The 13,061-nt window shown below is 68.3% G+C and carries 13 protein-coding genes; 12 read left to right on the top strand and 1 reads right to left on the bottom strand.

Annotated elements, in window-relative coordinates; genetic code table 11:
* Window positions 1-12: 12 nt before the first annotated feature.
* Together EYW49_RS02825 and EYW49_RS02820 are read left to right on the top strand one after the other, a co-directional pair.
* The gene (locus tag EYW49_RS02825) at window positions 13-1,197 is read left to right on the top strand and encodes a Gfo/Idh/MocA family protein (protein WP_131305841.1); all 1,185 of its coding nucleotides are present in this window, start codon (window positions 13-15) and stop codon (window positions 1,195-1,197) included.
* A 195-nt stretch (window positions 1,198-1,392) separates the two neighbouring features.
* Window positions 1,393-2,442 carry an aldo/keto reductase gene (locus EYW49_RS02820; protein ID WP_131305838.1) on the top strand — a complete coding sequence of 350 codons (1,050 nt, stop codon included), beginning with the start codon at window positions 1,393-1,395 and terminating at the stop codon, window positions 2,440-2,442.
* A gap of 21 nt (window positions 2,443-2,463) precedes the next feature.
* On the opposite strand, the gene EYW49_RS02815 is transcribed toward EYW49_RS02820, so the two are convergent.
* The gene (locus EYW49_RS02815) at window positions 2,464-3,369 is read right to left on the bottom strand and encodes a GntR family transcriptional regulator (protein ID WP_131305835.1); all 906 of its coding nucleotides are present in this window, start codon (window positions 3,367-3,369) and stop codon (window positions 2,464-2,466) included.
* A gap of 218 nt (window positions 3,370-3,587) precedes the next feature.
* Here EYW49_RS02815 and EYW49_RS02810 point away from each other — a divergent pair, with 218 nt between their 5' ends.
* The 10 genes from EYW49_RS02810 (at window position 3,588) to EYW49_RS02765 (ending at window position 12,989) form a co-directional block, all read left to right on the top strand.
* Window positions 3,588-4,271 carry an amino acid ABC transporter permease gene (locus EYW49_RS02810; protein WP_131305832.1) on the top strand — a complete coding sequence of 228 codons (684 nt, stop codon included), beginning with the start codon at window positions 3,588-3,590 and terminating at the stop codon, window positions 4,269-4,271.
* Window positions 4,272-4,282: 11 nt separating this feature from the next.
* Window positions 4,283-4,936, top strand: coding sequence for an amino acid ABC transporter permease (locus EYW49_RS02805; RefSeq protein WP_131305829.1), 654 nt, complete (start codon window positions 4,283-4,285; stop codon window positions 4,934-4,936).
* The gene (locus EYW49_RS02800; protein WP_131305826.1) at window positions 4,920-5,648 is read left to right on the top strand and encodes an amino acid ABC transporter ATP-binding protein; all 729 of its coding nucleotides are present in this window, start codon (window positions 4,920-4,922) and stop codon (window positions 5,646-5,648) included. The genes EYW49_RS02805 and EYW49_RS02800 overlap by 17 nt, the downstream gene beginning before the upstream one ends.
* Window positions 5,649-5,729: 81 nt before the next feature.
* The gene (locus EYW49_RS02795) at window positions 5,730-6,527 is read left to right on the top strand and encodes a transporter substrate-binding domain-containing protein (RefSeq protein WP_131305823.1); all 798 of its coding nucleotides are present in this window, start codon (window positions 5,730-5,732) and stop codon (window positions 6,525-6,527) included.
* A gap of 416 nt (window positions 6,528-6,943) precedes the next feature.
* Window positions 6,944-7,840: a fumarylacetoacetate hydrolase family protein gene (locus EYW49_RS02790; protein WP_131305820.1), complete on the top strand. Its 897-nt coding sequence runs from the start codon at window positions 6,944-6,946 to the stop codon at window positions 7,838-7,840.
* A 10-nt stretch (window positions 7,841-7,850) separates the two neighbouring features.
* The gene (locus EYW49_RS02785) at window positions 7,851-9,032 is read left to right on the top strand and encodes a homoaconitate hydratase (RefSeq protein WP_131305817.1); all 1,182 of its coding nucleotides are present in this window, start codon (window positions 7,851-7,853) and stop codon (window positions 9,030-9,032) included.
* A gap of 93 nt (window positions 9,033-9,125) precedes the next feature.
* Window positions 9,126-9,899 carry an SDR family NAD(P)-dependent oxidoreductase gene (locus EYW49_RS02780; protein WP_131305814.1) on the top strand — a complete coding sequence of 258 codons (774 nt, stop codon included), beginning with the start codon at window positions 9,126-9,128 and terminating at the stop codon, window positions 9,897-9,899.
* A gap of 105 nt (window positions 9,900-10,004) precedes the next feature.
* Window positions 10,005-10,805 (top strand): crotonase/enoyl-CoA hydratase family protein, encoded by an 801-nt coding sequence (locus tag EYW49_RS02775; protein WP_131305811.1) that lies wholly within the window; start codon window positions 10,005-10,007, stop codon window positions 10,803-10,805.
* Window position 10,806: 1 nt separating this feature from the next.
* Window positions 10,807-11,574: an enoyl-CoA hydratase-related protein gene (locus tag EYW49_RS02770; protein WP_131305808.1), complete on the top strand. Its 768-nt coding sequence runs from the start codon at window positions 10,807-10,809 to the stop codon at window positions 11,572-11,574.
* Between the two features lie 68 nt (window positions 11,575-11,642).
* Window positions 11,643-12,989, top strand: a complete 1,347-nt coding sequence (locus tag EYW49_RS02765; protein ID WP_131305805.1) for an MFS transporter — start codon at window positions 11,643-11,645, stop codon at window positions 12,987-12,989.
* Window positions 12,990-13,061 lie beyond the last annotated feature (72 nt).

Below are 13,061 nucleotides of genomic sequence, written 5' to 3'. Positions count from 1 at the left end.
GAGGACCCGACCATGACCATCGAAGGATCTTCCGACGCCTCGGTCGGCCGCCGTCTGCGGCTCGGCATGGTCGGCGGCGGCCGCGGCGCCTTCATCGGCGCCGTCCATCGCATCGCCGCCCGCATCGACGATCGCTACGAACTGGTCGCCGCCGCGCTCTCCGCCGACCCGGCCCGCGCGCTCGCCTCCGCCGCCGACCTGCGCCTCGCCCCGGACCGCGCCTACACCGACTTCGCCGTCATGGCGAAGACCGAAGCCGCGCGGCCCGACGGCATCGACGCGGTGGCGATCGTCACCCCCAACAACGTCCACTTCCCCGCCGCCAAGGCCTTCCTCGAGGCCGGCATCGCCGTCATCTGCGACAAGCCGATGACCATGACCGTCGCGGAAGCCGAGGCGCTGGCGGCGCTGGTCGACAAGACCGGCCAGGTCTTCGTCCTGACCCACAACTACACCGGCTATCCGATGGTCCGGCAGGCCCGCGGCATGGTCGCGGCCGGAGCGATCGGCAAGGTCCGGGTGGTCCAGGTCGAATATCCCCAGGACTGGCTGACCACCGCGCTGGAGACCACCGGCCAGAAACAGGCCGCATGGCGCGCCGATCCCGCCCGCAACGGTGCCGGCGGCTCGCTCGGCGACATCGGCAGCCATGCCTTCAATCTCGCCGAATACGTCTCCGGCCTGACCTGCGAGGCGGTCGCCGCCGATCTGTCGAGCTTCGTGCCCGGCCGGCGCCTCGACGACAACGCCGGCGTGCTGATGCGCTATGCCGGCGGCGCCCGCGGCACCCTGTGGTGCAGCCAGGTCGCCCCCGGCAACGCCAATGCCCTGCGGCTCCGGGTCTATGGCGAAACCGGCGGCCTGGAATGGGCACAGGAGAGCCCCAACGAGCTGCGCTTCACCGTGTTCGGCGAACCGCCGCGCACCATCATCCGCGCCGGCGCCGGCGCCGACGCCGCCGCCGCTCACGCCAGCCGGGTGCCGAGCGGCCACCCCGAGGGCTATCTCGAGGGCTTCGCCCAGATCTACGCCGACGCCGCCGAACTCCTGACGGCGCGTCTCGAGAAGCGTGCGCCCGACTCCGCCGCGACCGTGGTTCCGACGGTCCGCGACGGTGTGCGCGGTGTGCGCTTCATCGCCGCCGCGGTGGCCTCGGGTCGCGCCGATGCCGCCTGGACCCGCCTCGACGCGGTCTGACGACGACGTGATCGCCGCCGCGCCCGCCGGGGATGGCCCGACGCCGCGCCGACGATCATGATGGCGGTGGCGTGATCGCCGGCCGGGGGCTCCCTCCGGCCGGCGAACGCGTGTCGCCGCTGCGACGCTCGATCATTTTCGTCGCGCCCGCCGGTCGCCGACCGCCGCGGGTCGCGTTTTCCCATGAGGATCGCCATGCGCTACAAGACACTCGGCGGGACCGGCCTGAAGGTCTCGGAGATCTGCCTCGGCACCATGACCTTCGGTGGTCGCGGCTTCTGGACGGCGATCGGCACCCTCGACCAGTCGATCGCCGATCGCCTGGTCGCCCGCGCCGTCGACGCCGGGGTCAATTTCATCGACACCGCCGACGTCTATTCCGAGGGCCTGTCGGAGGAGATCACCGGCCGCGCCATCGCCGCCGCCGGCCGCCGCTCCGACATCGTCCTCGCCACCAAGGTGTTCGGCTCGGTCGGGCCCGGCCCCAACGATCGCGGCGCCTCGCGCGGCCACATCATCGACGGCGTCAAGGCCAGCCTGAAGCGGCTCGGCACCGACTACATCGACCTCTACCAGATCCACGGCCTCGATCCGGTCACCCCGGTCGAGGAGACCGTGCGGGCGCTCGACGATCTGGTGCGCCAGGGGCATGTGCGCTACGTCGGCGTCTCCAACTGGCCGGCGTGGAAGATCATGAAGGCGCTGGGCATCGCCGACGCCCACGGCTGGGCTCGGCTCGCCACCCTCCAGGCCTATTATTCGATCGCCGGCCGCGACCTCGAACGCGAGATCGCGCCGCTGCTCCTCGAGGAGAAGGTCGGCCTGATGGTGTGGAGCCCGCTCGCCGGCGGCCTGCTCTCCGGCAAGTTCGACCGCGACGGCAACGGCCCCGACGGCGCCCGCCGCGCCGTCTTCGACTTCCCGCCGGTCGACCGCACCCGCGCCTTCGCAGTCGTCGACGCCATGCGCCCGATCGCCGCCGCGCACGCCACCTCGGTCGCCCGCGTCGCCCTCGCCTGGGTGCTGGCCCGACCCTTCGTGATGTCGGTGATCATCGGCGTGACCTCGCTCGCCCAGCTCGACGACAACCTCGCCGCCGCCGATCTGGTGCTCTCCGCCGAGGAGCTCGCCCGCCTCGACGCGGTCTCGGCCCTGCCGCCCGAATATCCCGGCTGGATGATCGCCCGCCAGAACGCCCCCGCGAGCCCGCCGCCGAAACCCGCGAAAGCTGCCGGCGACGCCTGAGCCCCCGGTCGATCGACGCCGTCAGCCGGTCTTGAACGGCCCGGCGTCGATCGATCGCAGCAAGGTGGCGCGCGCCGTCTTCAGATGCGCCCGACAGGCGGCGTCGATCGCCGCCCGATCGCAGCTGCGCAGCGCCGCGATATAGGCGAGATGCTCGTGCACCGCCGCAGTGTTGCGCTCGCGCTCGTCGGCCTTGTTCCACTGGTAGTGGTAGTGGAAGATCATCGAGATCACGTCGTGGAAGTTCTGGATGAAGCGGTTGCGCGAGGCTTCGTGGATCAGCCGATGCAGCCGCTCGTCGAGCCGCGAGAATTCGCGGTAGCGGATGTCGATGTGGTCGAGCAGCAGCCGATGCGCCTCCTCGATCGCCGCCAATTCGCCCCAGGCGGGATGGTCGGGCGCGAGTTCGGCGAAGCGATGGGCCGAGCGGATCTCGAACATCTCGCGGATCTCGTAGATCTCGGCGGCGAAGTCGGTGGTCACCCCCTTGAACACCCAGGAACTGTTGGGCCGTCGCTCGACCAGCCCGAAATGCTGGAAATGGGTCAGATATTCGCGGATCGCCGTGGTCGAGGTGGCGAATTTGCGCGCGAGTTCGGCGCAGTTGATGCTCTGTCCGGCCCGGAAGTCGCCCTGCAGCGTCCATTCCATGAACTGCCGCTCGACCGCCGCCCCGACCGATTCGGTCTGGGGCTCGGGAAAGCGATCCGAGGCTTCCGGCCGGCGCGCCAGAACGCGGTGCGGACCGACCGCCTCGGCGAGTCCCGCGTCGGTCAGCGCTCGCAGGACCGCGCGCACGGTGGTGCGGCTGACGTCGAGCCGCCGCGCCAGATCGGCTTCCGACGGCAGGACGGTCGCCACCGCCCGGTCGGCGATCAGCTCCAGGCAACGGTTGTAGGCGCGCTTGTAGACGGTGTTGCTCTTCACGCTGCGTTCCGCCCTTCGAGACGACGATCCGCCGAGGCGGTCATCGACCATTTTCCCTAGAATAGCGATTGACAGCGTCCCGCCAATGGGGACTTTGTGCATAAAAATACAATGGCTCCTGGGGAGGATGGCATGGCGAAAGCACCGCGCGCACAGCGGTCGCAGAGGTATCCGAGGCTCGATTCGCGCCGCGCCGGTCCGACGACGCGGGGCCGGCGATGAGCTACCGGTTCGACTTCCTCGCCCTCCTGCCCTATTGGCGTGAATTCGCGCTGGGTGTCTGGCTGACGCTGCAACTGTCGGCGGTCGCCACGGTGCTCGGGTTTGCCCTGGGCACGCTCTGCGCCATCGGTCGCGCCGACGGATCGCCCTGGGTGCGTGCCGTGATCGCCACCTATGTCGAGGTGATCCGCAACACCCCGCTGCTGGTGCAGATCTTCCTGGTCTATTTCGGCATCGCCACCCTCGGCATCCACCTCTCGGCGAACTTCGCAGCGGTCGCCGCGCTGGTCGTCAACGTCGGTGCCTACACCTGCGAGATCGTCCGCGCCGGCATCGAGTCGATCCACAAGGCCCAGCTCGAAGCCGCCGAATGTCTCGGCCTCAGCCGCGTCCAGACCTATTGGCACGTCATCCTGCGCCCGGCGATCGAGCGGGTCTATCCGGCGCTGACCAGCCAATATGTGCTGCTGATGCTCGCCTCGTCGATCACCTCGCAGATCTCCGCCGAGGAACTGACCGCCGTCGCCAACCGCATCCAGTCCGACACCTTCCGCAGCTTCGAGACCTACATCGTGGTCGGCGTCCTCTATCTGGCGCTGTCGATGGTGGTGCGGCTCGGGTTCATGGGCTTCGGCCTCGTCGCCTTCGTCCGTCGCCGCAAACTCGGCACGCCGCTCTGAGAGGTCCGACCATGCCGACCTTCACCATCGTCCATCTCGAATATCTGAGCTGGGCCGCGCTGTGGACGATCGGCCTGTCGGCGATCGCCTTCCTCGGCGGCGGCCTGCTCGGCTTCGCCATGGCCCTCGCCCGCATCTCGCCGAACCGCTGGGTGCGCAACGCCGCGGCGGTCTACATCCAGATCATCCAGGGCACACCGCTGCTGATCCTGTTGTTCCTGATCTATTTCGGCGTCGCCATCCTCGGCTTCAACCGCGTCCCGGCGATCCTCGCCGCCGGCGTCGGCCTGACCATCTACGCCTCCGGCTTCCTCGCCGAGATCTGGCGCGGCTGCATCGAATCGGTGCCCAAGACCCAGTGGGAGGCCGCCGAATGTCTGGCGATGACCCGCTGGCAACGCATGACGCGGGTGATCCTGCCCCAGGCGGTGAAGATCGCCACGCCGTCGACGGTCGGCTTCATGGTCCAGATCGTCAAGAACACCTCGCTGGCGTCGGTGGTCGGCTTCATCGAGCTGTCGCAGGCCGGCAAGGTCATCAACAATTCGATCTTCGAGCCTTTCAAGATCTTCGTGATCGTCGCAATCTTCTATTTTGCCATCTGCTTCCCTCTCTCGACCTGGAGCCGAAGCCTCGAAAGGAAGCTCAATGTCGGCCGTCGTTAGTCTCACCAACGTCCACAAGCGGTTCGGCGCGGTCAAGGTCCTGAACGGCGTCTCCTTCGAGGTCGGGCGCGGCGAAGTGGCCGCGGTGATCGGCCAGTCGGGATCCGGCAAGTCGACGGCGCTGCGCTGCATCAACGCGCTCGAACGGATCGAGGAGGGCACCATCGAGGTCTGCGGTCACGCCGTCCACGATCCCAAGCTCGACCGCCGCGCCCTACGCCGCGACGTCGGCATCGTCTTCCAGAGCTACAACCTCTTCCCCCATCTCACCGCCGAGCAGAACATCATGCTGGCGCCGATGTGCGTGAAGTCCCTGTCCAAGGCCGACGCCCGCACCCTCGCTCAGGACGTGCTGGCCCGCGTCGGGCTCGCCGAGAAGGCCGATCACTATCCGGAGCAACTGTCCGGCGGCCAGCAGCAGCGGGTGGCGATCGCCCGATCGCTGGCCATGCAGCCCAAACTGATGCTGTTCGACGAGGTCACCTCGGCGCTCGACCCGCAACTGACCGGCGAGGTGCTCAAGGTGATGGAGGACCTGGCGCGCGGCGGCATGACGATGATCCTGGTCACCCACGAGATGTCCTTCGCCCGCAAGGTCGCGACCAAGGTCGTCTACATGCACCGCGGAACCGTGTGGGAAACCGGGCCGGGCGCCATGCTCGACGATCCGCAGACCCCCGAATTGAGAAAGTTCGTCGGCGGCGAAATGTGAGCTGCCGGCGCGCTACCGTCGCAACCAGAAACCGACGGCCCGTCGCTCGAACGGCGCCGCGAAACCCGAGGATGGAACCCCATGAAACGCCGTGATTTTCTCGCCTCGTCCCTGGGGCTCGTCGCCGCCGGTACGCTGATCGGCGCCCCGACCCGGGCCCGCGCCGACACCCTCGCCGACATCAAGGCGCGCAAGAAGGTGCTGATCGCCGTCGACCTCGGCTCGCCGCCCTTCGGCATGACCGACGCCACGATGCAGCCGATCGGCGCCGACGTCGAAAGCGCCCGCCTGCTCGCCGAGCATCTCGGCTACCCGCTGGAGATCGTCGAGGTCACCAGCCCCAATCGGGTCGCCTTCCTCTTGACCGGCAAGGCCGACCTGGTGATGGCCTCGTTCAGCGTCACCGAGGAACGCAAGAAGGTGATCGACTTCTCCGATCCCTACGGCGTCATCCAGAGCGTCGTCGCCGCGCCGAAGGACGTGGCGATCAAGGGCGTCGCCGACATCGTCGGCAAGCGGGTCGGCACCACCCGCGGATCGACCAACGACAAGGAAGTGACCGCGCAGGCGGTTGGCGCGGACATCGTGCGCTACGACGACGACTCCACCCTGGTCACCGCCCTGGTCTCCGGTCAGGTCGGGATCATGGCCTCCTCGCCGCAGATCATGGCCGCGGTCAACCCGCGCATCCCGGCCAATCCGTTGGAGGTCAAGTTCGTCCTCAAGACCAACCCCTATGCGGTCGGCATCCGCAAGGGCGACGACGCGCTGCGCGCCGCCGTCAACGAGTGGGTCCACGCCAACCTCAAGAACCGCAAGCTCGACGAGATCTACAAGCGTTACAACGGCGTCGCCCTGCCGGAAGAGATGCTGAAGTGATCGCGCCGACGACCGTCCGCGGTCGTCGCTGAACCGCTGCGAAGGGAGGAGGCGAGCCGCGGCGCGCCTCCTCGACTTCCCGGGGGGCAACATCGCCCCTCGACCTTCCGACACGTCCGTGCCGCCCATCCCCGACGGGTCCCCTCGTCGGGCGCTTTCGCGTGCGCCGACGCGCCGGATCTCCCACCGTCGAACCATAACCGGCGCCGATGGTGTTCCCAAGAATGAGTATTGGACCGGGCCACGGCCGTCGCCCTAGAGTCCGCCTCGACAACCAGATCGGTCGCCGGTCTCCCGTCCCGAACGCGTCGCCCCTGCCCCACTTGCCCGGATCCGCCCCGATCCGGGCGACGGGTCGGTGCGTCGCCGAGGGCGGCACAGACCGGAACCGGCGTCGAAAATCAGGAGAGGAAGTCATGAAGCTGGTCACATTCGCCGTCGGCGACGAGAAGCTGGTCGGAGCCCTCGAGGGCGAGGACGTCGTGGTGCTCGACGTGCCCGACATGCGTTCGCTGTTCGAGCTCGGTACGCCGGTCCAGGATCACGCCGAGCGCCTCAAGACCGCCCGCCGCTTCCCCCTCGCCGCGGTGAAGCTCCAGGCCCCGATCATCCCCAAGAAGATCTATCACTCGGCCGGCAACTACGCCGAACACGCCCACGAAGGCGATCGTTCGAACTGGGTGGCGGCGATCAAGCCGTGGATCGTGTTCTTCCAGAACGTCGACGCGATCATCGGCCCCGACGCCCCGATCGTCTATCCGGAGCATCTGACCAAGGAGCTCGACTACGAGCTCGAGCTCTGTGTGGTGATCGCCAAGCCGGGCAAGTTCATCGCCGAGACCGACGCCAAGGACTACATCGGCGGCTACGTCATCTTCAACGACATCACCGCCCGCGACATCCAGCGCCGCGAGATGCAGTCGGCGAACTTCAGCTTCTCCAAGGCGATCGACACCTTCTGCCCGTTCGGCCCGTGGATCGTCACCGCCGACGAGATTCCCGACCCCTACAATCTGGCCCTCGAACTCCGGGTCAACGGCGAGAAGCGGCAGATCTCCAACTCGAGCCACATGTCGGTGACCTTGCCGCAGCTGATCTCCAAGTTCTCGCCCACCGGGTTCTCGGCCGGCGACATCCTGACCACCGGAACGGTGTCGGGCGTGGCCGCCTTCAGCGCCGATCCCCAGGCCTGGTACCTCAAGCCCGGTGACGTGATCGAAGCCGAAATCGAGAAGATCGGCATCCTGCGCAACCCGGTGATTTCGTGGAAGGACGCCTACGGCGTCGACGCTCCCGAATTCCAGGGCTTCTGAGAGGCGGAACATGAGCACCATCGATCCCGATCTGGTGTGGACCGGCACCCTCAATGCGCTGGCCCTCGCCGGCCGCCCGAAGCGGACCGCCGGCTTCTACGACACGACGCTGCGTGACGGCGAACAGGCCGTCGGCGTGGTCTTCGATCCCGAGCGGAAGCTCGAGATCGCCAAGTTGGTCGATGGACTGGGGGTCGGCCGCATCGAGGCCGGCTTCCCCCGGGTCTCCGACGAGGACAAGGAAGCCATCCGCGCGATCTCCCAGGCCGGCCTGAAGGCCGAAATCTGGGGCTTCGCCCGGGCGATGATCGAGGACGTCGACGCCGTCGCCGACCTCGGCATGAAGTTCGCGGTGGTCGAGGCGCCGATCTCCGACGCCAAGCTCGCCGCCCTCGAAGTGTCCCGTGACAAGGTCCTCCAGCGCATCGGCAATGCCGTGGCGCATGCGGTGAAGAGCGGCATCCACGTCGCCTTCTTCGGCGTCGACTCCACCCGCGCCGACCTCGACTTCTTCGAGACCGCCTACAAGACGGCGTTGGACGCCGGCGCCAAGGAACTGGCGATCGTCGACACGCTGGCCATCGCCTCGCCCGAGGCGGTCGACTTCCTGGTTCGGCGCGTGAAGTCCTGGGCCGGTGACGTGCCGATCCATTGGCACGGTCACAACGACTTCGGTCTCGGCACCGCCGGAGCGATAGCCGCGATCAACGCCGGCGCCAGCTGGGTCCACGGCACCGTCGACGGCATCGGCGAACGGGCCGGCAATGCCAGCCTGCCCGAGATCGCCATGGCCCTCGAGCTGCTCTACGGCGTCGAGACCGGCTTCCGCCTCGACCGCATCCGCGCCGCGTCGGAACGCCTCCGGGCGATCGCCGGCTATGCGCTGGAGCCGTGGAAGGCGGTGGTCGGACAGAACCTGTTCATCCGCGAGACCGGGGCGGTCGCCGCCCAGTTCCACATCCCCCAGGCGATCGAGCCCTATTCGTCGACGATCCTCGATACGCCGCGCGGCATCGTCCTCGGCAAGAAGAGTGGCGTCGCCTCGATCGGCATCAAGTGCCGCGATCTCGGCCTCGACGTGCCGGAGGCGAGCCATGCCGCCCTCCTCGCCGCGGTCAAGAAGATCGCCATCACCAACCGGCGTCTGGTCACCGACGCCGAATTCACCGACCTCGTCCGGCGCCTCGGCTGAACCCCGCGAGCGCCGCCGCCGGACTTCGCCCCGATCCGACCGGCCCCTGCGGCCGGATCGGGGGTGAGCAAAAGACAGAAGAAGAGGAACGTCATGGGTAGGTTTCAGGACAAGAAGGTGCTGGTCACCGGTGCAGGACGCGGCTTCGGCCGGAGCCTGGCGCTGGCCTTCGCCGCCGAGGGCGCCGACGTGGTCGTCCATTACAATTCCTCGTCCGCCGGCGCCGAGGCGACCGCCGACGAGATCCGCGCGCTCGGCCGGAAGGCCATCACCGTCAAGGGCAACATCGCCTCGCATGCGGAAGTGCTGGCGATCACCGAGGCCGCCTATGGCGCCTTCGGCCGGATCGACGTGCTGATCAACAACGTCGGCGACATGGCCCTCGACCAGAAGTCCTGGCGCGAGATGGACGAGAAGGTGGTCGACCACACCCTCGCCGTCGACATCAAGGGCACGATGTTCATGATCCACGAAGTCGGCCTGCGCATGGTCGACGGCGACGGCGCCGGCGGCTCGATCGTCAACATCGGCTCGCAGGTGGTGGTCGCCGGCAGCCCGCGCGCCCCGCAATACGCCGCCGCCAAATACGGCGTGATCGGCCTGACCAAGTCCTACGCCCGGGCGCTCGCTCCCAAGGTCCGCGTCAACACCCTCGGCGCCGCCTTCATGGAGACCGAGGCGCTGAAGAACCGCTTCGACTGGAAGAACGGCCGCCGCGAAGAGGTCCTCGCCCAGACCCCGCTCGCCCGCATCGCCTCGCCCGAGGACATGGTCGGCCCGGTGCTGTTCCTGGCCGGCGACGAATCCCGCCACATGACCGGCCAGTTCATGCTGTGCAACGGCGGCCTCGCCATGGTCGGCGCCTGACGCTTCCCGAAACTTCCGCGGCGGACGGTTCGACCCGCCCGCCGCGATCCCTCAGAACCGCGGACCGGCTCGAACCGGCCCGACACGCCGGGGAGGCGTAGCGCGATGAGTGCCGAACTCCGCACCGAGCGGGACGGTCACGTCCTGATTCTGACCATCGACGACCCGAAGACCCGCAACGCCCTCAACGGCGACGCCTTCTTCGCGGCGATCGAAGACACCCTCGCCCGCGCCAATGCCGATCTCGACGTCCGCTGCATCGTGGTCACCGGAGCCGGCGGCGCCTTCTCCTCGGGCGGCAACATCCGCGACATGCACGAGCACAAGGGCATGTTCGGCGGCCCCGCCGCCACCCTGATCGAGCGCTACCGCACCGGCATCCAGCGCATCCCGCGCGCCTTCTCCGCCCTCGACGTGCCGGCCATCGCCGCGGTCGACGGCCCGGCGATCGGCGCCGGCTGCGACCTCGCCTGCATGTGCGACATCCGTGTCGCCTCCGATCGCGCGGTCTTCGCCGAGAGCTTCGTGCGGGTCGGCATCGTCGCCGGCGACGGCGGTTCGTGGCTGCTGCCACGCATCGTCGGCTATTCCCACGCCGCCGAGATGGCCTTCACCGGCGCCCCCGTCGACGCCGCCAAGGCCCTGGCGATCGGCCTGGTCTCCGAAGTCGTACCCCCGGAGAAGCTGATGGCGACGGCGCTGGCCACCGCCGCCCGCATCGCCGCCAATCCGCCGCAGGTGCTGCGCTGGACCAAGCGCCTGCTCAAGGAAGCCCAGCACCAGCGCCTCGAGACCATTCTCGACATGGCCGCCGCCCATCAGGCGATCGCCCACGGCACCGCCGACCACGCCGAAGCGGTCGCCGCGATGCTGGAGAAACGTCCGCCGGTGTTCGAGGGCCGCTGACATGACCGAACCCGCCCCCCTCCTCCTGATCTCGCGGCCCGCCGACGGCGTCGCGCTGGTGCAATTGAACCGGCCCGAGGTCCGCAATGCCATGAATCTGGCGCTGCGCCACGCGCTCGCCGCCGCATTTCGGGCGATCACCGCCGATCCCGAGATCCGCGCCGTGGTGCTCACCGGCGACGACCGCGCCTTCTGCGCCGGTGCCGACCTCAACGAATATGTCGACGCCGACGCCGCCGAGCTCCTCGCCCGCGATCTGCCGACCCTGTGGGGCGCGATCGCCGACTGCCCCAAGCCGATCGTCGCGGCGGTGCGCGGCGCGGCGATCGGGGGCGGCTGCGAACTGGCGCTGCACGCCGACATCATCGTCGCCGGGCGCTCGGCGAAATTCGGTCAACCCGAGGTCCGGCTCGGCATCATCCCCGGCGGCGGCGGCACGCAGCGCCTGACCCGCGTCGTCGGCAAGCACGTCGCCATGCGGATGATGCTGACCGGCGCCCCCTTCGGCGCCGAAGAGGCGGCAAAGCTCGGCATCGTCTCGACCCTGGTCGCCGACGACGAGGTCCTGCCGGAAGCCCTGCGCCTCGCCACCGACATCGCCGCCCTGCCGCCGCTGGCGGTGCGCCACGTCAAACAACTGGTGCTCGAAGCCCAGTCGAGCCCGCTCGACGTCGGCCTGCGCTCCGAACACAAGTCCTTCCAGCTGATGTTCGCCACGCCCGAGAAGACCGCGCGCATGCGCGCCTTCCTGGCGGCGAAGAAATACTGAGCGGGGACCGAACGCTCTCGCCCTGAACCATCGAATCGAAAACAAGAAGAACTCACGAGGAGGATGCCATGACAGCCCAGGAGACCCCCCTGTCGGGAGCGACGGGGACCGCCGATCCGGCGGCCCCGCTCGCCTCCGCCCGCACCACCCCGGCCTTCCGGCGTCTGGTGGTCGCGTCGTCGCTCGGTTCGGCGATCGAGCACTACGACTTCTTCATCTACGCCTTCACCGCGCCGATCGTCTTCGACACCTTCTTCTTCCCGAAGATGGACTCGGTCGCCAGCATGGTCGCGGTCTACGCCACCTTCGCGGTCGGCTTCGTCGCCCGCCCGCTCGGCGGCATGGTGTTCGGCCACTACGGCGACAAGATCGGCCGCAAGGCCATGCTGATGATGACCTTCCTGCTGATGGGCATCGCCAGCTTCCTGATCGGCTGTCTGCCGAGCTATGACCGCCTCGGCCTGTTCGCGCCGATCGCCCTGGTCACCTTGCGCTTCGTCCAGGGATTCGCCTTCGGCGGCGAGTACATGAACGCGGTGTCGCTGACCCTCGAGAACGCCCCCTCGGGACGGCGCGGCTTCTTCGCCTCCTGGGTCAATGCCTCCGGCCCGATGGGCATCATCGCCGCCTCCGGCCTGATCGCCGGACTCGGCGCGCTCTATTCCCGCGAGGAATTCGTCAACTGGATCTGGCGCGTGCCGTTCCTGTTCAGCTTCGTGCTGGTGTTGATCGGCACCTACATCCGCGCCCATGTCGACGAATCGCTGCTGTTCCGTCAGGCCAAGGCCGAGTCCAAGGTCGCGCGCATGCCGCTGCTCGAGGTCTTCGCCAACTGGAAACTGGCGACCCTGCGCGGCTGTCTCGCCAACATGGTCCACAGCACCTTCCAGTACATGAGCACCGTCTTCGTGCTCGGCTATGCGGTGAAGACGCTGGGCATGGCACCGTCGTCGGTGACCTCCGGCACGATGCTCGCCAACATCCTGGAGATGTTCATGGTGCCGATCATCGCCGCCTACAGCGACCGCTTCGGCCGCCGGCCGTTCCTGATCCTCGGCATCGTTCTGGCGGCGATCTGGTACCCGATCTTCTTCGAGTTGGTCGCCACCCGCGAAGCTTGGCTGCTGATCGGCGGACTGGTCGTGTCGATCGGCGTCATCCATGCGCTGATGTTCGCCCCGGAAGCCGCCTACACCGCCGAACTGTTCCCCACCTCGATCCGCGTCTCCGGCTCGTCGCTGGGCAAGCAGCTCGGCATCATCCTCGGCGGCGGCATCGCGCCGCTGGTCGGCACCGCCCTGATGGGCAAGACCGGCAGCTTCACCTCGGTGATCATCTACTTCGAAGTGATCGCCGCGCTCGCCCTGATCGCCGTGGTCCTGGCGCCGGAGAACGCCAAGAAGGCTCTGCGCTGAGCCCGACTTCCGGCGACGGGTCCGCCCGTCGCCGTCTTCCCGATTTCCGGTGAGGTCGCAGAGCGCGCGTCG

The sequence above is a fragment of the Siculibacillus lacustris genome (assembly GCF_004328075.1).
In the GTDB taxonomy this organism is placed as follows: Bacteria; Pseudomonadota; Alphaproteobacteria; order Rhizobiales; family Ancalomicrobiaceae; genus Siculibacillus; species Siculibacillus lacustris.
Note: the sequence above shows the minus strand (reverse complement) of the source record. Positions and strands in the feature narration are given on the sequence as shown.